Raw genomic sequence first — 22528 nt, forward strand, 5'->3', positions numbered from 1 at the left:
GGATCTTGACATTATTATACTGAACGGTTTAGTATTAAAACATATCAGAACTAAACGGTTTAGTTTTATTTATCAAAAAGAGGTATGTCATGGTACACCAACCAACAGCAGACAGCTTATCCTCCACTCCATCCCTAGTTAAACAACTCCTAGTTGTGGCAGCACTAGCAACCCTGGCGGCAGGGGGAACAACAGGCTACACGATCTGGCGATCGCGCATACCCGATCCCAACGCAGTAGCAGCAGCAGCAGCCGTCGCAGCATCCCAATTAACAACAGTTACAGCCTTGGGGCGACTCGAACCCAGAGGAGAAGTAATTAAAGTCTCCGCCTCCGGTGCGACGGAAGGAAACCGGATCGATCGACTTTTGGTAAAAGAGGGAGACAGGGTGAAAACAGGCCAGGCGATCGCAATTTTGGACAGTCGCGATCGCCTGCAAGCCGCCCTCGACCAAGCTCAACAACAAGTGCGCGTCGCCGAGGCAAATCTAGCAAAAGTGAAAGCTGGAGCCAAAAACGGCGAAATCCAAGCCCAAAAAGCAACTATTAGCCGTTTATCAGCCGATCGCAGCAACGAGATCGCAGCGCAACAGGCGATCGTTGCCCGTCTAGAAATCGATCGCAGCACCGAAATTGCAGCACAACAAGCCACAATTGCCCGCATCAGGGCCGAACAACAAGGAGAAATTCAAACCCAACAAGCCACAATTGCCCGTCTACAAGCCGAACTCCGCAACGCCATAAGCGAGGATCGGCGCTACTCCCAACTGTATGAACAGGGAGCAATGTCCGCTTCAACTAGCGAAAGCAAAAGCCTCGCCGCCGAAACAGCCCAACAGCAACTCAACCAAGGAAAGGCAAAACTGAATCAAATTCGCCAATCCCGCCAACAACAAATTAACGAAGCGCAAGCCAAACTAAATCAAATTCAACAATCCCGCCAACAGCAAATTAACGAAGCCCAAGCCAAACTCAGCCAAATTCAGGAATCTCGACAACAGCAGATTAATGAAGCCGTGGCAAATCTCGATCGCATCGCCGAAGTGCGTCCCGTTGACATAGCAGCAGCCGCCGCCGAAGTCGGTTCCGCCGCTTCTGCAGCCAAACAAGCCAAAGCCAATCTAGATCTAGCTTACATCCGTGCTCCCAGAGACGCCCAAGTCCTGAAAATTCATACGCATCCGGGGGAAAAAGTGGGAAACGACGGCATTGTCGAACTCGGACAAACTCGCGAGATGCTAGCTGTTGCGGAAATCTACGAAAGCGACGTGGACAAAGTACGCCTCGGACAAACCGCCAAAATTACTAGCGATGCTTTGACAGGCAAATTGCGGGGAACTGTCGAACATATTGGTTTGCAAGTGCAGCGGCAAAACATTGTTAACACCGATCCTTCTGCAAATATAGATGGTCGAATTGTCGAAGTAAAAGTACGTTTGGATGCAGCTTCCAGCCAGAAAGTAGCGGGATTAACCAATTTGCAAGTCAAAGTGGCGATCGGCGAAATTAAAGATTAACTAAAAAATGTTACTTTCTTCCCGGTAAAAAACTCTCTACTTCTTCCTCTCTCTTCCTTCGTGTTCTTCGCGTCTTCGCGGTTCAATAATCACATATTCTTTCAGTACGAAAAGAGTAAACTATCACTCCTATCTCTTCAATCCAAAATCCCAAATCTAAAATCCTATGATTGGACTAATAAAACCCTTACAACAATTAAGACGCAGAACTTCCCTCGGATGGCTGCAACTGAGTCACGACAAAGGGCGAATGCTCGTTGCAGTAGCAGGAATTGCCTTTGCTGACGTTTTGATGTTCATGCAGTTAGGCTTTCAAAATGCGCTTTACACCAGCAATACGCGCCTGCATCAAAGCTTGGAAACAGACTTAGTTTTGATTCACCCCCAAGCGCGAAATTTGATTAATTTGTCTTCCTTCCCCAGGCGCAGATTGTATCAAGCAATGAACGTACCGGGCGTGAAATCAGCCGAGCCACTTTACGTGAAAATTGCTAACTGGAAAAATCCCGAAACTCGGCGCGAAACGTCGCTGATGGTGGTCGGTTTCAATCCGAATCACCCCGCGTTTGCGCTTCCAGAAGTTAACCAAAATTTGAGCGCAATTAAATTGCCGGATACTGTGTTGTTCGATCGAGCTTCTAGGGGAGACTACCAAGGGACGATCGCACAAATCGATCGAGGCAAAACTGTTAAAGCTGAGGTCGAGCGACGCACGATTAACGTCAGCGGTTTATTCACAGTTGGGGCATCTTTTGCCGCCGACGGTATTTTGATGACTAGCGATCAAAATTACCTGCGCCTGTTTCCCAGACAAAACGCCGCGAGTGTTAATGCCGGATTAATTCAACTGCAACCGGGTGCTGACCCCGTGGAAGTTCAACAAGTTTTGAAACCATACTTGCCGCCGGATGTCAAGGTACTAACCAAACAAGAATTTATCGATTTTGAGAAAAACTATTGGGCTAAGAATACTGCGATCGGCTTTGTGTTTAATTTAGGCGTCGCGATGGGTTTTGTAGTAGGAGTAATTATCGTTTACCAAGTTCTCTCAACCGATGTCAGCGACCACATGGGAGAATACGCTACTTTTAAAGCGATGGGCTATCGCAATGTTTATTTACTCGGCATCGTTTTTGAAGAAGCTCTAATTCTTTCCGTCCTCGGTTTTTTGCCAGGAGTAGGAGTCTCTCTCGGACTCTACTCTTTAACTCGCCAAGCTACCAATTTACCCCTTTATATGACGCTGCTTAGAGCAGTTATAGTATTACTTTTGAACGTGATTATGTGCACAATTTCGGGAGCAATTGCCACTCGTAAACTGCAAGCAGCCGATCCGGCAGATATGTTTTAAGGGAAAATGAATCAGTTTATAAGATTCCGCTGTTGAAACCGCTACTACACAAACGAAGTCCCTCTCTAAGAGACTAAAGAATAAAGGGAATATTAAAGGCAGATTTTGTATAAACTCCTGACTACACACATATTTTTTGTAATCCTTCTCTGGTTTTTCATCTGCATTGTCGGCGACGAAAGCGATTGATTGTTTAATCTAAAACCTCAAGCCAAAAAGTTATGAACTCTACTACTCTCTACCCAAAAACCAACCCATTACAGATTGCTGCACCGATAATTTCCGCGCACCAACTAGACCACTACTTCGGTCAAGGTCAACTGCGAAAACAGGTACTTTTTGACATTAATCTCGACATTAATGCAGGTGAAATCGTGCTGATGACGGGACCTTCGGGTTCTGGAAAAACCACGCTTTTAACTTTGATTGGCGGATTGAGATCCGGTCAATCGGGAAGTCTCAAAATTCTAGGTCAAGAGATGTGCAAAGCGAGTTCAGACCAATTGGTAAAGGCGCGGCGCAAAATTGGCTATATTTTTCAGGCGCATAATTTACACCGCAGTTTGACGGCGCTGCAAAACGTGCAAATGGGTTTGGAAGTTCACGGGAATTTGTCGCGTTCCCAAATGCGCGATCGCTCTGCAAAAATGCTAGAGTTAGTAGGACTGGAACAGCGGATTAACTATTATCCAGATGATTTGTCAGGAGGACAGAAACAAAGAGTTGCGATCGCACGCGCTTTGGTCAGCCAACCGCAAATTGTTTTAGCTGACGAACCAACAGCCGCCCTGGACAGCAAATCCGGTCGCGAAGTGGTGAATTTGATGCAGCAACTTGCCAAAGAACAGGGTTGTACTATTTTGTTAGTAACCCACGATAACCGAATTTTGGATATTGCCGATCGCATCCTTCACATGGAAGATGGAAAATTAGCCTAATTTTTAAATTTCCAAAGAATCGATATCACCCCTAACTCCCTCATTTTCAATTTTGGAGGTCAAAATTTAATCCAAAATTGCCAAACCCGAATCTAAACTCCTCCTGGGACGGTTGACTAATTTCTAACAACCAATCCTTGCTGGTAAATCCCCAAATTTTGCAGGTACATTGCTTCGAGTTTGGGCATCGACGATTCTACAGAACCGCCATAACGCCGAAAAGAAGGCCAGATGTAAGCGAGTTTTCTGACTGCTGACTCCAATCGCCCCGCTTCTATATCTTCTAATGCACCTTTTTCTCGGATTAACTCTATAGCCATCAAATCTTGATTTTGGGGGCTGAAATCGCGGACGCCAAATTTTTTAGCAAATCTGTCCCAAGTTGTGCTGAGAAACTGATATCGCCCCGCTGCGTCGGAACAGAGTTTTTTGCCATAGCGGCGGCCGCACCTCATTTCCCTGGGATGATCTTGAAAGCTGACAAATTTGGTGCCGGTGTACTGGGTGCGGTAGCCGTCGGCGCTAGCGGTTCCTTCGGCGGCGGCAATTGTGTCGAGAAAGGCTTTCACTCGACGTTCGGGCCCGATGCTATCGAGTCTGCTATTCTGTCTGGGAGCTGGTGAATTCAGGGTTGCAGTTTCGGGTGATCGATCGCGCTCGATGTTATTCTCTCCTTTGTCTGGTGAATCGAGGGCCGCAACTTCCGGCTGGCGTTTCGGGGTGGGCGAGCTTCCTGCCGAGACCGATTGTCCCCACAGCAGTCTCGGCGTCATTCGACCTAAGAAAAAGCACAAACAGATTAAGAAACCCCAAGAGAGTTGAAAACGAAGGCGTTTGGAGCGGTTCCGGCGCAGAACCGGCCACCGGTGAAGGGGGAGTGTTGCAGGCAAAATTTTGGTTTGCTGGCCGAAGGCGAACAGCGATTTTAGCACTACCAAGGTTTGCTTGTAAAAACGCGGTGGAAGTTTCTGAGCTCTCATCGCTGCGGCGAAAGTCTCCACATCTGTCAGAGTAACTTGTGCCAGCGGTTTTGCGACAAACACTCGAAAATGGTTAGCCGCCTGCCAGCTAAAGCGCCGGTTGCGGGGAGATTTGCGGTTTACCCACAGGCGAATTAGCTCCATGTCTGACATAGGGAGCAGGTGGCGTCCCAGATGTTTTGATGCGTACAAAAGTACCTCCTGATATCACTTCTAGTTGAAGGTTCCCAGTGAGAACGGATGAGTGAAACAGGGATCAATGGAAACTGGCTTCAACCATACTAAGTGATACTACTAAGCGCTCACCGGGTCAAGCTCAAGGGCCGATTGTTCGAGCAGTTGAGTGTAAAGTTGACCCAGTTGGGAGGCGATACCATCCCAACTGAAATGGGTTTCGACGCGCTGGCGGCCTGTGTGTCCGAGTTGCTGACGCCATACTGAGTCCATTAACAAGCGATCGATCGCATCGGCAAAGGCTGCTTCATTTTTCGGCGGCGCAAGCAAACCTGTTTCTTCGGGCACTACAGTATATTTGAGCCCTCCCACGTCGGAGGCGATTACGGGGGTGCCGCAGGCCATCGCTTCAATGGCGACTAAACCAAAGGGTTCGTAGTGGCTGGGAACGACGCACACATCGGCGGCGGCGTAGTACCCAGGGAGAATGTCTCGGCTCAAGGCGCCGGGAAAACTGGTAATGTCGCTCAGGCCGAGTTCTTCAACGATGCTGCCGATACGATCGCGCTCTTTGCCATCACTTTCCCCGTCACGCCACCCGCCGCCAATTATGAGTTTTAAATCGGCTTTGGGCACCGCCGACAGACTGACGGCGCGGACTAAGGTTTCTATGCCCTTGCGGGGGTCGAAACGGCCGACGTACAACACGACTTTGGTTTCGGGGGCTATGCCCAAGTGGCGGCGGGCGGTCGATCGGGCGATCGAGCCGAACCGTTCAGTGTCGGTACCGCAGGGAATGATGTCAATATTGCCTTTTGAGGAAACCAGAGACCTCATGTGTTCTTTTTCTTGGGGACTGGTAGCCACTACGCGATCGGCTGTTTCCAAAAGTGTTTTTTCGACTTGCAGCCTGGTTTTGGCAATCATCGGAATGGTCGAAACCGACTTATATTTAATTGCTGCCAAAGAATGGTAAGTGTGAACTTGCAGCAGAGGTTGCGATTTTTTCAACTCCATTCCCACCCAAGAAGACAGCCAGTAATTAGTGTGAACTAAGGGATATTGAAAGCCTGACTCTAACTGAAACTTCTGAAATTCTTGAACAAAGATTGGTAAATATCCGTAGAGTTCGTCGCGGGGAATAAATTCTTGTGGCCCTGCTACTAGCCTAATTGTCCGGCAATTCGGACTGTGCTGTACAATTCTTGCTTGTTGGGGCTCGGATGAGCGGGTGAACATATCAACTTGCCACCCCTGTTTAGCCAAAGCTTCCCCTACTTGACGCACATAAACATTTTGCCCGCCCGCTTCTTCTTTGCCAATTTCCACAGCGGGATCGCCGTGTACCGAGATGAGGGCGATGCGTTTTTTAGTTAATGAAATCATGATTGTTCACTTCAAAAATTAAAAATATTTCAGGAGAAGATGGAAAGTGCAATTTTGGCTGCTGCGCCCGGACTTGCAATCTTCTAGCTAATTCGTATTAAAGTCAAAATGCGGGATCGAGAAATCATCCTGAAGGGATAAGTTGGAAGGAAAAATTTAAAGAGGAGTTCCTTCTGCTGACAGAGACGTGCAGCAGCTCAAACTCTAGATAATCTAAATAGAAATGAATGAGGGTGAAGGTAATTTCCTGGATTCTGGTCGGTGTAAAACTCGAACCTGCTTTCAGCTTGGTGTTCGAGAGGCAAGGTCAGTCGAAGGTATAATTTTTACTTCTCTGGATAAATAGGTAGGGATTTGGAGAAAGCAGAAGTAGGTCGCCCCGAAGACAGAATGTTAGAGGGTCAGAGAAAAAAAAGCCCAATTATTGCATGGAAAATTTTTCTTTCTTTCCGCCTTCCACCTTCTGCCTTTTTCCCTCTTCCTTCTGCGTTCTGCTTCTTGCTTCTTATCTCAAACTAGGGATTCTGGTTTAACATCAAATTTTCCGTTTGTCTAATGTTAAGAGTTCTTCCGAGGTTTGCGTGGGGAGGATTCACCGTTTTCGCTGTTGAGGATATTGTTTCGCGAACCTTGCATTCGGGAACCATATCTGTTAGCCCAAACTTGGGTAAACTCGGCACCTAAGAAGAGAATTTGAGCGGAATAATTAATCCACAGCAGGATAATCACGAACGATCCTGCAGCACCGTAGGTAGAGGCAATACCGCTACCTCCGAGGTAAACTCCAATTAGGGATTTGCCGATCGTAAACAGCACTGAGGTGATGGCGGCGCCGATCCAAACATCATTCCAGGCAAGATGGACATCGGGCAAAAGTTTGTAAATTAAGGCAAAAAGCAGCGTAACTACGCCAAAGGAGAGAGCAAAGTCCACAATCTGCCAAATGCCGACTGGTAATTGCAGCCTGTCGTTCAACCAATAGCTGACTGCGGCTAAAATGCCACTAATTACTAAAGATACTAGCAGTAGAAAGCCTATGCCTAAAATCATCGCAAAAGACAATACGCGGTCTTGCAGGAATCCCCAGATGCCCCGACCCGGAGGCGGTGAAACATTCCAAATAGTATTGAGGGCTTCTTTGAGATTAGTAAACACGTTGGAAGCGCCCCACAAAAGTGTAGCGATACCGACTATAGTAGCAATCATTCCCGACTTGGGTTCGGAGGCTTTGAGGATGAGTTCTTGGACTGTTTGGGCGCCATCTTTGCCGATTAAACTTTGGAGTTGGGCGACGATTTGACCTTGAGCTGCGTCTGCACCAAAGACTACACCGACGATCGCAATTACGATAATTAGTAACGGCGCGAGGGAGAAGACTGTGTAATAGGCTAGGGCGGCGGCTAAGGTTGGCGCTTTATCTTCTTGCCATTCAGTAAAAGTTTGTTTGAGCAGCGATATGACTGTTTTTAAGTTCACGGTCTTTGGTTTCCTTATACTTATCGTCCAAGGGATTGTAGTAGGTTAAGAGTTTTTTAGCCTCAGCCACAAGATAGATTTATCGATTAGCAAATTCGGAAGATTACTTTTATGTCAGATTCCCACACAACTGTTAACAACACCGATGTAAAATCGTCCAAAAAAACAATTTCTTGGGCAAAAATGAGTGCATTAGTAGCGGTGGTCAATTTCTTGCTGGTGCTTTTCCATTTCAGTTGCCTTCAGTTGCGGCCTGTTTATCAAAGCTATTTTCCGGGTTTAGTTAAAATTTATGACCCGATTAAAGGCATTGATTCGAGTTTAGCTAATCCCGAATATTTGAAAAGCGCGGATCAGTTTTGGCGAATTGATACGTTTTTTATTGTTTTTTTTGGGGCGGAATTTTTGATTAAAAGTCTGTTCCACACCCGCCGTAAACCGGGGGTAACTTGGTTTGATTTTGTGCTGAGGCGCTGGTACGAGGTGTTTCTGGTGATACCCATTTGGCAGGGATGGCGGATTCTGCCGGTATTGGTGCGGCTGCACAAGTCGGGTTTGGTGAATCTCGATCGCGTAGTTACTCAAGTTACCTACGAACCGGTGGCTTATTTAGCCAATACGATGTCGGAATACATGATGGTACGGTTTATCAATCAAGCTAAAAGTTCGATCAAACAGGGCGCCGCGGCACAGATGTTGCTGGCGCAGCAGCCGTACGTTCACGTCAATCAGGAAAATACGATCGAACAAATTACCAAGCGGATTTTGGATCTGACAATTTACAAAGTTTTGCCGCAGGTGCAACCGGATTTGGAAGAATTGCTGCACCACAATTTGGAGGCGACAATCAAACAGTCGGATTTTTATCAAATCCTGCAAAATTTCTCTCCGATTAACATTTTGCCGACGGAGATGACGGAACAGCTAGCGAATTATTTGGCTAAAACTGCTGTTGAGGTGGTAGCTACTACTTATCAAGATGATAAAAGCAGAAAAATTCTCGATAATTTCAGCCAAGAATTTAATCAAAGTTTGCGGCGGGAATTGCAAGATGAGAAAACTCTCGCGGAATTGCAGTCGCTGCTGTCGGATTTGTTAGAAGAAGTGAAGTTGAATTACATTCAAGGCGGGTTGAAGTCCGATCCGGTGCAGACTTTTACGGAAATTAACTCGCTCCGGGGAGTAAGGGAGAGTTGATACAGCAATGAGTTCGGGCTTTGTAAATTAGATTCTTTTTTTTTGCTCACATCTTGTACCATTGTCAAGAACAGGCTTTTCGGCCTGTTCCACAAGAGATGAATTTTATTGTGGAACAGGCCGAAAAGCCTGTTCCTAAACAAGTAATTGAGAATGGCGCAATATCTCAGTTAAAACGAACCACGAAGATGCCAAGGGCGCGTTCGGCGAAGCCGTTCCCGAAGGGTAGGAAGAGAAGAGAAAGAGTTCACAAGTTCTACGGGTAAGGTGCGCCGAGGCGCACCTACGAATAAGGGTAGTGGGGATATCCGAAATGTCGGGGGATAAACCTATCTGAATCGCCAGCTAAAATAAAAGAATTAACCTAAAACATCTATCATATTAGATATCTATCTTGAACAACCTTACTTGCCTAGAAATACAAGTAGCCCAAACAATGCTGAGAGTAGCAATGTTGCTGGGCTTAACACTTTTAATCGCCTTTTTTGTGGCGTCAGAACTAGCCTTAGTATCAGCCGATCGCCATCAAATCCGCCAACTCGCCCACTCGGACGATCGCCCAACCGCTAAAACTGCCAAACTCGTCCACCAAGCTCAAAACAACATACCGCATTACCTGTCTGTGACTCAAACTGGCACAACAGCAGGGAGTTTGCTGTTGGGTTGGTTGGGTGAGGGAGCGACTGTACACTGGATCGAACCGTGGATCGACAAATTGCCGATCGGTCATTTGCCGGCCGTGCTGACTGCTCATTCGATCGCAGTTCCCGCAGCTTTTATCTTAGTAACTTACGTAGAAATAGTCTTAGGAGAACTCATTCCCAAAGTATTAGCAACCCACGCCCCAGAACGCACCGCTTTGCTGCTGATGCCGGCCCTCGAACTCTGCTCAAAATTACTGTGGCCGCTGCTAGCAATTCTCAACGGTACCGTGCGGCTGCTGACAGGTTGGATTACCAGTAAAGAGTCTCAACCCCTGCTGTCACCTTCCGAGGCAACTCTCCTTCAAAAAGATGCTCATTCGGCACTAATTTCTGGCCTATGGGAAGTGACAGCAGTTAACGAAAAACTGGGATTAAACTTGCCAACTAACCAAGCTTACCAAACAATCGCCGGATTCGTAATCCACAATTTAGGTAAAATGCCAAATCAAGGCGATCGGCTATTGTGGGGCGAGTTGGAAATAGAAGCAGAAAATGTAGTAGAAGGCAGTTTAGAAACAGTGCTGCTGCGTCAGGTAACTCGCCCTTTGTTTGAGACTCAGCAGCTAGAATGTGTGTTGAATTGAATTAACCTTTTTTAACTTCCAGGCAGAGCCTGGAAGAAGCTACAGGAATCATTTAGGGTGGCTAGAGCGCACCTGCCAATTTCATCATATTTAATAACTCAGCAATATTGACTAAAATATCTTCAAATACGTAGTGAATTTGTTCCCCTTCCTCCTGCTGGCTGTGAGAGTCAATATCGAGAACCCTTTCGCCGATAAATTCCCAGTATTCGAGACCAACTTGACTGCTAAGTTTGCGGTAACAAGGGTTTACATAATCAGGTGCAAATATTTCTATAACTTTAGTACCTGGACTGCAAAACACTGTGTTAGTCAGAGCCGCACCGTGAACTCCGATTACAACTTCAGCAGCAGCAAACAGCGATACTTGTTCGGCAACAGAAAGTGATTCGGGCGCGATACTCTTAAAGCCAAACTTAGTTAAAACTGCGACTAATTCATCTTCATTAATCACTCTGCGTCTTTCTTTGCGAGAGATAAAAATTCGCTGTTTTTTCTGCAAGCCAATGATGGAATCATTCAAGAATTCTCTTCTAAGAAAATTGCAGGCCCATTTTGTACTTTCTCTGATGACACTGCTCACCAGTAATTGACGAGCTTGAATGTAATTATTATTATAGGTTTCTACCATTTTTTCTAACGGAATACCCAACAAGCTGACTGTTTCTCTCTGAAACGGGAAGCAACACTGATTGACGGCAAATTTATCGATACTACCTATATCTATACCCGATCGGCGGAGCAATTCAATCTGCGGCAAAAACTCAAACATCCAGTGATAATAATTGTAACAGTAGTTTTTCGCTAAAAAAGCTACTGTTCCTTCAATGGCAACCGGGGGAGGCAACCGATCTGAAGAGATAATCAAACTCGGACTACCTGTAGATATATCCTCTAACAGCCGATCGTCTGAAGTAATGACGGCCCGAGTAAATTTATCTCCCCAAGCACGTCCGTTAGGGATAACAGCTACAAATGGTTGTGCGTTTTCACCCTCACTGTCTAGGGAATTAGAGTCAAGGTTTTCGCTGGGTAGAAATTGCGGGGAGAGAACAGATATTTTCGCCTTTGATGTAGAGGTAACTAACTGACTATGGAGGCTTGAAGGACAAAATTCACGAATCAGGTGCAGAGGAATTGCGCTGTAGTAACAAGCCATCGCCTCATCTTTTCTACCTAAATTTGTGAATAATTTGAATAAATAGTAGTAAGCTTCATCCACAGACGGAAAAATTTGAAGAAGTTGAATGCAAGTAGCGATCGCTTCTGGGATTTTTCCTTGGTTCTTGAGGACAACTCCTAAGTTTAAATAACTAAACTTACAGTCGGGTTTCTGAGAAATCGACTGGCGGTAACAAGCGCTCGCCAGATCTAACTTACCTTGAGTAAAATGAAAATTACCTAACTCTAAGAATGACTGGGCACTAACGCTTGTCGGAGCGATTTGAGCAACCTTAAGCCAACAATCTAAAGCTTCCTCCCAGCGGTTTTGCTGGCTCAATACCTTACCCATTCTCAAATAAATATCCGCCCAATCCGGGTTTAACTGAAGGGCTTTTTGGTAAGTAGTTATTGCTTCATCCAGTCGCCCCTCTGCCACCAAACAATAGCCTAATTTGGCAAGGATTTGTGCTGAGTTAGGATTGATTGCTAGGGCTTGAGAAAACGAGCGAATAGCCGGAGCTGCTTTTTTCTGTGACATCAGAGCAGCACCCAGAATGTCGTAGGCTAAAGCGCAATCCGGTTTGATGATGATGACTTGATGGCAAAGTGCGATCGCTTCTGCAAACTTCCCCTGAGTAAAATATACAGCAGCTTGGCGGTTGAGCGCTGAAATATCCTTGGGGGCGATCGCTCCTGCATCCGAATTGCTGTTGGAATTGGAGGATTGATCGCTGGTGCTGTTCATCTGTAGAAAATGGAAATTTCGGTAGTAATTTTAGATATTATACCAGTGAATACTACCGATGTAAACTGCAGCGCGATCCTCTTCGAGGGCTTCGCTAACGCACTTTTTCACCCAACAGCCACCTTAACCGCACCCCCAACAAACTGCTCGTAATCCGCCAACAACCACTCCGGCAAACAAGTATTCGCATCCTGAACCCGCAACTGTCCAGGCCGACAATAGAGCATCGCCGCCAACAAATTATTCACAGCTTTAGGTGTTCCAAACCCTTTACTCAACTCACCAACCAACGAGTTAAAAAACTCGCGATCGCTCTCATTCAGCGGCTCGTTAATAAACCCGCTGCCCAGCATTGCTTTGTAACCCTTGCCAAAATCGCTCCGGTACAAAACTTCCAGTTTTTCGCCGGAAACGCTCAGCCACAAATCAGCAATTTGCTTGCGAATATGCCGCAAATCTGCTATTACCAATTCAGCCGTCGGGTCGATTTCATAAAGATTGACGGCAGCAGTTAATTGATTGAAAAACTGCGGCATATAATCTTGTTTGACAACTGTTTGTTCTGTTGTCGCAAATGCGCTTTCAAACACCTTTTCGTAATCTTCTACTAACCACTGCGGCAAGCGGGTGCGAGCATCGGGAACCCGCATTTTACCTGGTACAAAATACAGCATCGCCCCCAGCAGAGCATTGATAGCTTGAGGCTGCACCAACCCTTTACTAATGTCGGTCAATTTCTGCAAAAACTGCTGTTCGGCTTCAGTCATCGATTCTGCTTGCAAGCCACATCCGAGTATTGCTTGATATCCCTTGCGAACCTCTCCTCGGTAAAAAGTTTCTAGTTTCTCTGAAGGAACAGTCAGCCAAAAATCAGCCATTTGTTTTCTGATTTGGCGGAGTTCCAAAACTACCGATTCGTCAGACGGATCAATGCGGTAAAGATTGACGCATCCTAATAGTTGATTCGCAAATTGTGGCGATTGAATGTATTGAGCTAGCAAGTCAGAAGTAGAATCAGACTTGACAGCGGCTTCCGTCTCAAAAACTTGTTCGTAATCCCCAATTAACCAGTGCGGCAAACGATTGCGAGCGTCGGGAATTCGCATGGTTCCCGGCGGGAAATACAGCATCGCGGCAAGCAAGGCGTTGACTGCTTTGGGATGCACTAATCCTTTGCTAATCTGGGTTAATTGCTGCAAAAATATTTGTTCGCTTTCGATCATCGGTTGACGTTGGAAATCGCTCTTTAGCAGGATTTGATAGCTGTTACCTGAAGCGCTTTTGTAGGCGGTTTCGAGGTTTTCGGTGGGAACGTTCAGCCAAAAATCAGCGATTTGTTTGCGGATTTGACGGAGTTCGGATATTGCTGAGATGTTTGATGAGTTTCTGTGATAAAGGTTGACGGTGTTCGCGAGAATCTCGCCCAAATCTGCTTGCTGGGGAATGCTATCCTGTAAGCTGCGCGATGCTTCCAGGTGGCTGGTTTGCCATTGGCCAAAGAGTTCTTGGAATAATTTGCCGATCGCCCCAGAGTATGCCACACTGTCAAAACAGCGCGGATTGCCTTGCATTTTTTGCTGAATTTCCTGCCGTTTTTGCTGCCGCAATTGCGGGTTAGTGCCGAGGGTAACGGCTAGCTGAATGTAAGATGCTTCGTCATACGCAATTAAATCAGACATTTGCAGTTCCCGCAGCATCGCCGAACCTTGGCGGAACCGCAAAGCATTTCCTTCCACAACCACCGCCGGCAATCCTACTTGCAAAGGATCAATTAACGATGTTGCGCCAGCATAAGGATAGGAATCGAGATAAACATCTGCTAGCTGCAAAAATTCTTTCACATCCGCGCGACTAGGCAGTTGTTTTACGAACCGTAAGCGGTTGTTATTGACGCCGTATTTAGCGCAGACAGCGTTCAGATTGTTGACAAAAGGTGTGGCAGGATAGGTGCGAGTCCAAGCCGGCCCGAAGGGATATAAAATCAAGATTGAATCGGGTACAGCAGCTAGAATCTTTACCCAACTCTCCCTCAATTCAGGCAGAATTTTGTAGAAGTTGGCGCCGGAGATAAAAACGGTTGTATTGTCTGAAATTCCGAGACTTTGGCGCGTGGGTTTGACTGTAGCTACTTCCGACTCTGTTGCGTATTTGAAACAAAAACCGCTGCCTTGGAGAACAGCCAACTGTTCGCGATATTGTTCTTGATAACTAGCATCGGGCGCGGTAAATTGGCCTGCGATGTAGTAATCCATGTGGCGGATTCCGGTGGTAGTCGGGGAACAGAAAGATGTAGTTTGTACCCTCGCCAAACGGTGGATTGCTAGTGAAGTCAGCGGTTTGTTAATAGCTGTTAAATTCGTACCGAAAAACAGGATATCTAAGTCGTCGGCGCGGATTGTTTGGACTTGCGATGCAAAGTCTTTCGGGAGTGCAACCAGTTTGTCGGCGCGACTTTGGCAGTATTGTTCTAATTGGTGGCCGCTGGTGTTGAGCGCGTACAGGTATATCTCGAACTCGTTGCGGTTTAAATGCTCGAAAACCGGGATGGTGGCGAAGGTTTCGGTTTGCGGCGCGAAATGGTCGTTGATGATGCCGAGGCGGATTTTTGTCCGATTTGGCGATCGCGCCGGGAAGATACAATCAATTGAACTGCCGCGATTTTTGAGCGAAAACTCAATAATTTCCGCCCGTTTGGTGTAAATATCGCGTAGGTTAGCCGTGGTAAAGTACAGCGGGATAAAGTTCGCAACTTGCGCGAACAACAAAGCAATATTCTGCCACAGTGGCGAATCGGCATTTTTGAACAAATTAGTATGTAAGTAATCAATCCAGCCTTGGATGAATTGATAGTAAGTGTCTGCTTCTCCTCTGGTTTGAAATACGTTCGGACAAGTAAACATGAATTTGAGATATTCGTTGGCGAACCAATTAGGCACTGTAGCGCGATCGTACTTGATCTGCAATTGGTCTGCCCGTCGGTACAGCATGGCTGCGAGCAGGTAATTGATGGCTTTTGGCTCGTCAAATCCTTTCGCCACATTGGCGACTAATTCGCTCACCAAACTCTCTTCTGTATCCGTTAGCGGTTCATCTTTAATGCCGGTGTTTAGCAGTGCTTGATGCGCTTTTCCTATCTCGCCAGAATAAGCACTTGCAAGTTGATCGGCTAGTAAATTAAGCCATATGTCAGAAATTTGTTTTCTCGCTTGGCGCACATTTGCTAATGCTGATGAGTCTGACTGATTACTTTGATATTGTCCCACAATGCTGATTAGGGAAGTCATAGACGCGGGTGCAGCAACAGATTTTTTAGCCGAAAGCTGAGTAGCTGCTATCAAAGCTGAGCTAACTTTTGTAGCCATTTCAGACCAAGAGAACTTTTTAACTTGTGCCAGACCAGCAGCAATTAATGATTGACGGCTGTCAAAATTTTGAATTTCAATAAATGCCTTTGTCAGTTCATCAACATCCTCGCCGTTCACATATAAAGCTGCTTGACCCAATACTTCAGGAATGGAGCTATTTGGAGAGGTAATTACTGGGCAACCGCAGGCTATGGCTTCCAGCAATGGCAACCCGAAACCTTCATATTTTGAGGTCTGAACTAATGCTAAAGCGCCCGAGTAAGCGCTTCGCAATTCATCGTCGCTCAGTTTTAGCAGGTGAACTGTGATGTCGGAAGTGTATGCTTGCAACTCTGTTTCTAATGCCGAGTTCCCGCCGACGCAGACAATCTCAAATAGATGTTTACTGCCAAATTGAGAGAAGGCTTTGAAGAAGAAAACTGCATTTTTATAGCCGTTAAATCCGACGCGATCGCCAACCCAAAGAAAGTAAGGCTTTGAAATACCATATTTCGTCTTTAATTGGTTAACTTCTACCAATGTCGATGGTGAGAATTTCCTATCAATTCCGCAATGAGCAACTGTTACCGACTCCTGAGAAATATCTGGAAAGCATTTTACTAAATCGCGGGCTGTATGTTCTGAAATTGCAACGTATGCAGAAGCATGGCGGATACCCTGATGTTTCTCTTTCCACATCGGGTTAGCTAGATTCGCTCCCATGACTTCTGGAATCATGTCATAAGCCATGAATACAGAGGGTGTCGCTCGCGGTGTAGTGTAGTAAGTAGAAATAAACAAATCGGCTTGTTCTTCATCGCAGATTTGCTGCAACATTTCGCGATCGCTTTCAGTATTACTATAGTCATAAGCTGCGACTTGCCGATAATTTATTCCGGCAATTTTGGGAGCAGTTCCATTGCGATCGAGCACTAGGATGTGCTGGCTGAAACTCTGACTTGCCCATTCTGTAATTAATGAATGCCAGACGCGGGTAATTCCAGAGTTGTGTAGCTGAAACATTACGCCGTCTATGATAATTTTGGGCGATTGCTTTTGCGTTTCTGAAGTTGGCTGTTGTTCAGATTGGCTTGAGAGGAAAACAGCGGGCAGCCAACTAATTACTTTTGACGAATTGCTACATTTCAATCCTTCTCTAATCTGTGCGATCGCCGAATTTACATCCCCTCTAGCAATCATTGAATGCGCCATTTTTAGAGCTTCGATCGCATAGTGTTCTTTCGCCTGATTAGATAATTGCTCAGCGATATTTTTGGGAAGGTAAGATTGGGAAATTTTAATAGCCTTGTGAGCGTCGGCAATGTTCCCCCCAGACTGCATTAAGCGAGAAGTTTCTGAGGCTGAGTGCAGGCGGAAACACGCTAAAATCTGAGGTTCGTACCAAACTTTACAATGACATGCAATTCTTTTCCACATCTCCCAGTCAGCAGCAGAAGCAGCTTGCGCCGAAAACCCACCCAATGTTTGGTAAACGCTGCGCTTGACAACAATAGAAGCAAATTGAATCCTTTGCCGGACTGCAATTCGCTCTAAGAAGTTTTCTATAATCCCCGCTGTTTCCCGTTCAAGTTCCGATAAAAATTGCTGATTTCCACCTGCATCTATATAGTAGTGGCGGCAGAAAGCAGCTCCTACATTTTGAGCTTTTTCTAATGCTGTTTGCAGACTCTTGTAAAATCCTGGCAAGACAAGATCATCTTGATGCAGGATGTGAACCCAATTACCGCGAGCACGCTGGATGCAATCATTCCAGTTAGCAATTTGGCCCAGGTTTTGAGATTGCTTGTAGAAAGAAATTCTACCGTTGCCGACTTTCTTGACAATTTCCTCTACATCAGAATTTACGGAGCCATCATCGACTACCTCTATCTGCATTTCGCTGGAGTTTGGAGCTTGTTCCAGGACGCTTTTGAGGGTTTGTTCAAGATAGTGATTTTTTGGGTTGTAAGTCGGTATTATTACTGACCAAAAAGGTCTGTGAGTGCTTGCCGATTCAGGAGCGAGTGCGGAAACTGTAACTTTTTTACCCTCTTCCCAGTCCCCAACAAACTCTTGCAAAAACTTAGAATAATTTTCCGGGGTAATTTGCAAAGTTCTATTTACATCTATCTTAGGGATTAACTCCTTTTGTACAAAAGTTTTTAGCTGTGGATGCCAACCGTATCGCTCTGTAGTGTGCAAAACCGATCGCGCCGCTTTAAGAAACTGCCAGTTTTGCAGGAGAGCTTGACGAACCAGATTAAAATAGAAGTTAAAATTTAAGGGAATTTGCTGGTGAAATCGGCGTCGCGCTTCGGGAAATCCTTGCACAAGAGCAGTATAAGCACATTCAACGGCGTGTTCTACCGAGCAATCCGTCATTTCTAAAACTTGCTCTGATGACTGTTGCCAATATTCAAGATCGTGCGCGATCGAAGCATAGACTGATGTAGATGCCAGCAGCAACTGAATCATCGGTAACGGTTTAGCCCAATCTGTTAGTACTGTCTGCGTTACGCCGCTAGAACAGCCAATTAAAAGACTGCAATATTTTGTTAACTCCGCATTTTCTCGCAGAGTCAACACGCTACCATCAATAATTCGTGCATCTGCTACTGGAATTTTCAGGTTAGACGAAAGAATAATGCTGCAATCCGGTAAGCGAGACAGCAGCGATTGAGCAACAGACAAAGCATATTCTGGCTTAACAAAAGATTGACTGCTACTGCCCGTACATTCAAATAAAATAACATGACTGCGTTTCAGCAAGTTGTGCTGCTCAGCAAAATGGCGGACTCTTTCAATCTCATCTGTTCGCAGGCGCAGAATATTCTGGATGGGAACAGTAATCGGTTTTGGATAGCCGCGAAAAAGAGATGCTTTAGTAGTTCCATCATAATTTTGATAGTTATTTGGACTCACCTGCGTCAAAAATACTTCATCCAATTCACCGCGATTAAGACGCTGCTGTACTTGTTTTTCCAACTCATACCAAGCTGCTACTATTTGCTGCCAATTATTGGCGGAAAATTCCCAAATTTCATCGACAAATGGATTTTCTTCAATTACACTCCGGCACATAGATGAAATTGCCCAAGTTAAATGGCAATTTGGATAATCATGCTTAATTTGCCGAGCCAAAGTTGTTGCATGAAGGCAATCACCATTTAAGCCAAGTTGTCCTAGCAAGATTCGCTTGCCCGAAGACTGTTCAGAAGTAAAAAATCGTGACCAATAACGTTCTGACTGCAAGCGTGGTATCTCACTTTCTAGAGACTTCGCGCTTCCCTCCAGAACAATAAGTTGGTCAATGTAGGGATTGTTTTGCAGCGCCCTCTCACTTTCAGAAGTAGTGAACCATGTAATTATGCAGTTTGGTTCGCTGTTTTTTAGCTCTTGGGCTGTTTCCAGATATGGCGATATTTCCTGGGGCCCAAAAACCGCAAAACCGTAATGTTTGTGCATAGGTGTATAGGGGTAAGAAGCGGGCTGAGATAATTGTTTCATCATTCAAATACCTAAAGTTAGAGTGTAATTTTATGGGTCTCGATCATCATAACTGCGAGTTGTCGCAGGTCTATGTTTGGTTGCCAGTGCAGGCTGTGCATTAGCGCGGGATTGGATACTAATCGCTTATATTCAGTCTGAAAATTCTCAGCCGGCTCTACATAGCGCGTCCAATCTAAACCGAGGTGCGAAAAGCAGACTTCTATCCAATCTTTTATGGAATGAGTTTTGCCGGAACCGATGGCTGCTTCAAAAATATTATCCTGCTCAATCAATGTCATTATAGCCTGTGCTACATCACCCGCAAATGTCCATTCTTTCTCTACAGAGATATCACCTATTTGCAGTTTTTCATCAGCACCCCGTAGAATCTGCTTAGCGGCGAGTACAATCTTTTGGCTGACATGATTGGGTTTTCTGAGAGGGCTTTCGTGATGGAATAAATATCCTACATAGGCTTTGATACCGAGACTTCTGTAATATCTAGCTGCATAAACTGATTGAATGCGAGCAACTGCATAAGCACTGCTTGCTTCAAAAGCAGTATCCTCAGAAATAGGATTGCCATCATTATAGAATTGAACACCACTACCTGTAATAAAAACTTTGGAGGTAGGGCTGTGTTTGTACACAGCCTCTAAAATATTTAGTGTACCCGTCGAAATTGCTGCATGATTTTCAAACAGCGCGTCGTGTCGGGTTGTTGATTTTGCAGCTAAGTGAAATATATAGGTTGGTTTGTATTCTTTTACAAACTCCTCAACCTGCTCGCAGTCAGATACATCGCCACGAATCCAATCTCCAGAGCGCGATAAGCCTGTAGGTTTGATTCCTTTGGACTTGCACAACTCACTGAGATAATATCCGTCTTGTCCGTTAGCACCAAAAATAAGAGCGTTCACAGTTTATTTTTCTGAAAAACAAAGGTGGCAAATGTATAACGACATCCTTCATAGATAAAATCTGGATTCGGACAATCCCACTGCGGAACGTCAGGGAATACACAATTTTTCAATAAAGGAAGAAGTCGTTGTCGGAAGTCTTTCTGAGTGTAAAGGCGGAAGTCTACTGCCGGAATGCGATCGCCCGGTTTATACTGGTCATTGTAATCGCAGGTTAAAATTCCAGTACCTCCGGGTGCCAGAAGTTCAGCGATTTGCACCATAAACAGTTCATCATTTTGGACATGCTCGATCACAGATGTTGAAAAAATAATATCATAACTGCCCTTGATAGTAGACGGTTTCTGAAAATAGGTGTTGAGATCGCAATTGATCGCCGGATCGATTTCTTCCATAGGGTAGCCGAGCTTCTTCAATGCACCAGCAGCACTATCTTCATAGCTGCCAATACATAAAATTTTAGGAGCAGCAAACTTGGACGCAATTTTTTGCACAGTATCCAAAATAAAAGCTTGCTGAATATTAGCTTCCGGTATTTTACGAACCATCATCTCAGGAACCAGCGCAAATAACTGATTAATAATAGGTTGGTACTGCGATCGCGCAGCATCATCCAATATCCTATTCAATGATGTTACATTTGGAATACCAACATCTAAATACCTGTTGCTGTGCCACTTCTGTTGCTTCCCTAATACTTGAGCAAGCATACGTTCATAATCCAAAACGAAACTAGCTTCGCTCCACTCATTGTAAAACGGCACAAGCGGTGCAATACCGTTATCAACAATTTGTTTCAAACTTGAATCTTCAATACAAATTGAAGGCTTTGCCGAAATAATATGTCTGAACATATTGCTTTTTGTGATGGCAATAGGTCTCTTTACAGCCAGCGCGTGATCGATCGTGCTCGATATACCACGATTCTCATGTTTTTCATAGAAAAATGCGTTAACCGTATTTTGTGCAAGAAAATCAAGTAATTTTTCTTGACTGAGAAAGTCGTGAGTCAAACTGAGTTTAATACCGGGCTTAACGATCGACTGCTGACATCTTTGTGCTATAGCAATTGCTTGACTGCCGTCAGCATCGCCAAAAGTTGCAAAGGGAATATGCAGCCTAATCAGTGCCTCATCATACTCTTGCTGTACAGTGGCAATGACCTTCTCAAATCCTTTACCTTGCATTCCAAATCCAAAACTCCCAATAGTAGGGATCTCTGGTAATCTGTAATTATTCGTGTAGGGCTGTACAATTCTTCCCGTTTTAAAAACAATTGGATTCTTCAGTTGCAATGTAGGATCTGGGCCTATATGGTACTGAAAAAGTGTATTATTTGCTGCATCTGCTACTCGCTGGGTAACTTCGTGAATAATGCCAATATGTGGCACATTGATGGATTGAAGTATTTTCTTATTAACCCAAGGTAATGTGGAGGAATAATAGTTGTAAATAATTGCTGATGGTTTTACCTTGTTGACATTATCCAAAAACTCTTCATAACTGGAACATTCCGCATATATAAAAGAGTATTGAGTTGATTTTTTGAGCGCTTCAGCAATATTAACACCGTACTCATGCACGCCGCATTGTTTTTCCTTGTGGGAGACAATCAAAATTTTATCTAGCAAGTTATCGTTGTCTTTGCTTGCTAGTGGTTTGTGCACTTTTGACTCGCTCGGAGAAATAATATTTGCTGTCTTGGCTTCGCCTGTAGGTAAGCTCATATCTTCCGCAAGCTTCTCAAGCCATTTTTTGACTTCTTCATAATTTTTGGCATAAACCACCGGATTTTCCAAGTTATTCCAAAGCTTCGCTGGTAAATCCCAGCCAACAATACAGCGAGGTTTATATCGATTAATCTCCGTTTGGGATGCGGCATTTATAGCACTTCCTTTCATCAACAAACCAATACATTTGTCTCCAATTTTCGATAACTCTTTAAGGTTCATGTCGCTGCAATCAACAATATTCGCCGCAGCAAATTTAGGGGGAGCTGAACAGTAAAAATTGATGATAGGAAAATCCGATGCAATCTGCTTCAGATGTTCGTTTAAATAAAAATAGCTTTGATTCGAGAAAACTTCCCCGTTTTCTACCAAAATGCTGTTTTTTCTCACTTCTATTACCTTTTCGGGCTGCCCAAAGAAGGTAATCATGGGGCTGTGAATCGGGATAGGCAGCAGATATTTATGATTTATCTGCTGCTGATACATCTGACGATTAAAGGTATGAACGTTATTTTGGTAAGTCATACCGTAGAGTTTCAAAATATCATCAAAAACCCCAAACCACATATTGACAAATATGGCATCATGGGGGCAGTTGGGTGTTGGTTCTGTGCCTTTGTATTCGCTGCCTTGATATAGCGCAATCGGCAAATCTAAATCCTGCCAAAGATAAGTAGAGACTTCAGCGCACTCCAGGGTAATTTTCGCGCCAGGAAAACTAATTCTAACCGCCTGAATTACGGCTCTTGTCAAAATCACATCGCCGCTGTGAAAACTGTTATGAATGAAGAAATGTGTCATAGCTTGATCCTGTGGTTCGCTGTCTTGT

12 protein-coding genes are annotated in these 22528 nt (G+C 45.0%); 5 read left to right on the forward strand and 7 right to left on the reverse strand.

The genetic code is table 11. The features are described from left to right. Positions 1-89: 89 nt before the first annotated feature. The 3 genes from NDI35_RS18165 (at position 90) to NDI35_RS18175 (ending at position 3806) form a co-directional block, all read left to right on the forward strand. Positions 90-1517 carry an HlyD family efflux transporter periplasmic adaptor subunit gene (locus NDI35_RS18165; protein ID WP_445313961.1) on the forward strand — a complete coding sequence of 476 codons (1428 nt, stop codon included), beginning with the start codon at positions 90-92 and terminating at the stop codon, positions 1515-1517. A gap of 166 nt (positions 1518-1683) precedes the next feature. Beyond that, positions 1684-2868, forward strand: a complete 1185-nt coding sequence (gene devC / locus NDI35_RS18170; protein ID WP_445313962.1) for an ABC transporter permease DevC — start codon at positions 1684-1686, stop codon at positions 2866-2868. Positions 2869-3089: 221 nt separating this feature from the next. Further along, positions 3090-3806, forward strand: a complete 717-nt coding sequence (locus tag NDI35_RS18175) for a DevA family ABC transporter ATP-binding protein (RefSeq protein ID WP_445313963.1) — start codon at positions 3090-3092, stop codon at positions 3804-3806. A 116-nt stretch (positions 3807-3922) separates the two neighbouring features. On the opposite strand, the gene NDI35_RS18180 is transcribed toward NDI35_RS18175, so the two are convergent. From NDI35_RS18180 to NDI35_RS18190, 3 genes are all read right to left on the reverse strand, one after another. Beyond that, complete coding sequence (locus NDI35_RS18180) at positions 3923-4978, reverse strand: glycoside hydrolase family 24 protein (protein ID WP_445313964.1); 1056 nt, start codon at positions 4976-4978, stop codon at positions 3923-3925. Between the two features lie 102 nt (positions 4979-5080). After that, positions 5081-6346 carry a glycosyltransferase family 4 protein gene (locus NDI35_RS18185; protein ID WP_445313965.1) on the reverse strand — a complete coding sequence of 422 codons (1266 nt, stop codon included), beginning with the start codon at positions 6344-6346 and terminating at the stop codon, positions 5081-5083. A gap of 558 nt (positions 6347-6904) precedes the next feature. Beyond that, positions 6905-7822: a YihY/virulence factor BrkB family protein gene (locus tag NDI35_RS18190; RefSeq protein ID WP_445313966.1), complete on the reverse strand. Its 918-nt coding sequence runs from the start codon at positions 7820-7822 to the stop codon at positions 6905-6907. A gap of 111 nt (positions 7823-7933) precedes the next feature. Between NDI35_RS18190 and NDI35_RS18195 the strand changes: the two genes are divergently transcribed. Further along, positions 7934-9019 carry a hypothetical protein gene (locus NDI35_RS18195; RefSeq protein ID WP_445313967.1) on the forward strand — a complete coding sequence of 362 codons (1086 nt, stop codon included), beginning with the start codon at positions 7934-7936 and terminating at the stop codon, positions 9017-9019. A 394-nt stretch (positions 9020-9413) separates the two neighbouring features. Beyond that, positions 9414-10307: a CNNM domain-containing protein gene (locus tag NDI35_RS18200; RefSeq protein ID WP_445313968.1), complete on the forward strand. Its 894-nt coding sequence runs from the start codon at positions 9414-9416 to the stop codon at positions 10305-10307. Positions 10308-10368: 61 nt separating this feature from the next. Here NDI35_RS18200 and NDI35_RS18205 read toward each other — a convergent pair whose 3' ends face one another. The 4 genes from NDI35_RS18205 to NDI35_RS18220 all read right to left on the reverse strand — a co-directional run bounded on the left by NDI35_RS18205 (position 10369) and on the right by NDI35_RS18220 (position 22500). Next, positions 10369-12216 (reverse strand): tetratricopeptide repeat protein, encoded by a 1848-nt coding sequence (locus NDI35_RS18205; RefSeq protein WP_445313969.1) that lies wholly within the window; start codon positions 12214-12216, stop codon positions 10369-10371. A 107-nt stretch (positions 12217-12323) separates the two neighbouring features. Next, positions 12324-19067 carry an O-linked N-acetylglucosamine transferase family protein gene (locus tag NDI35_RS18210; RefSeq protein WP_445313970.1) on the reverse strand — a complete coding sequence of 2248 codons (6744 nt, stop codon included), beginning with the start codon at positions 19065-19067 and terminating at the stop codon, positions 12324-12326. A gap of 17 nt (positions 19068-19084) precedes the next feature. Beyond that, positions 19085-19969: a GDP-mannose 4,6-dehydratase gene (locus tag NDI35_RS18215; RefSeq protein WP_445313971.1), complete on the reverse strand. Its 885-nt coding sequence runs from the start codon at positions 19967-19969 to the stop codon at positions 19085-19087. Further along, a complete protein-coding gene (locus tag NDI35_RS18220; RefSeq protein ID WP_445313972.1) occupies positions 19966-22500 on the reverse strand; it encodes a class I SAM-dependent methyltransferase in 2535 nt (844 codons plus the stop codon). The genes NDI35_RS18215 and NDI35_RS18220 overlap by 4 nt, the downstream gene beginning before the upstream one ends. Positions 22501-22528: the final 28 nt, after the last annotated feature.

The sequence above is a fragment of the Microcoleus vaginatus FACHB-2002 genome (assembly GCF_040004035.1).
Taxonomy (GTDB): Bacteria; Cyanobacteriota; Cyanobacteriia; order Cyanobacteriales; family Microcoleaceae; genus Microcoleus; species Microcoleus vaginatus_C.

Excerpts from the sequence above, each read along its gene's own strand:
- NDI35_RS18185 (WP_445313965.1), bottom strand. The coding sequence starts at position 6,346 with ATGATTTCATTAACTAAAAAACGCATCGCCCTCATCTCGGTACACGGC.
- NDI35_RS18165 (WP_445313961.1), top strand. The coding sequence starts at position 90 with ATGGTACACCAACCAACAGCAGACAGCTTATCCTCCACTCCATCCCTA.
- NDI35_RS18175 (WP_445313963.1), top strand. The coding sequence starts at position 3,090 with ATGAACTCTACTACTCTCTACCCAAAAACCAACCCATTACAGATTGCT.
- devC (WP_445313962.1), top strand. The coding sequence starts at position 1,684 with ATGATTGGACTAATAAAACCCTTACAACAATTAAGACGCAGAACTTCC.
- NDI35_RS18210 (WP_445313970.1), bottom strand. The coding sequence starts at position 19,067 with ATGAAACAATTATCTCAGCCCGCTTCTTACCCCTATACACCTATGCAC.
- NDI35_RS18220 (WP_445313972.1), bottom strand. The coding sequence starts at position 22,500 with ATGACACATTTCTTCATTCATAACAGTTTTCACAGCGGCGATGTGATT.
- NDI35_RS18205 (WP_445313969.1), bottom strand. The coding sequence starts at position 12,216 with ATGAACAGCACCAGCGATCAATCCTCCAATTCCAACAGCAATTCGGAT.
- NDI35_RS18195 (WP_445313967.1), top strand. The coding sequence starts at position 7,934 with ATGTCAGATTCCCACACAACTGTTAACAACACCGATGTAAAATCGTCC.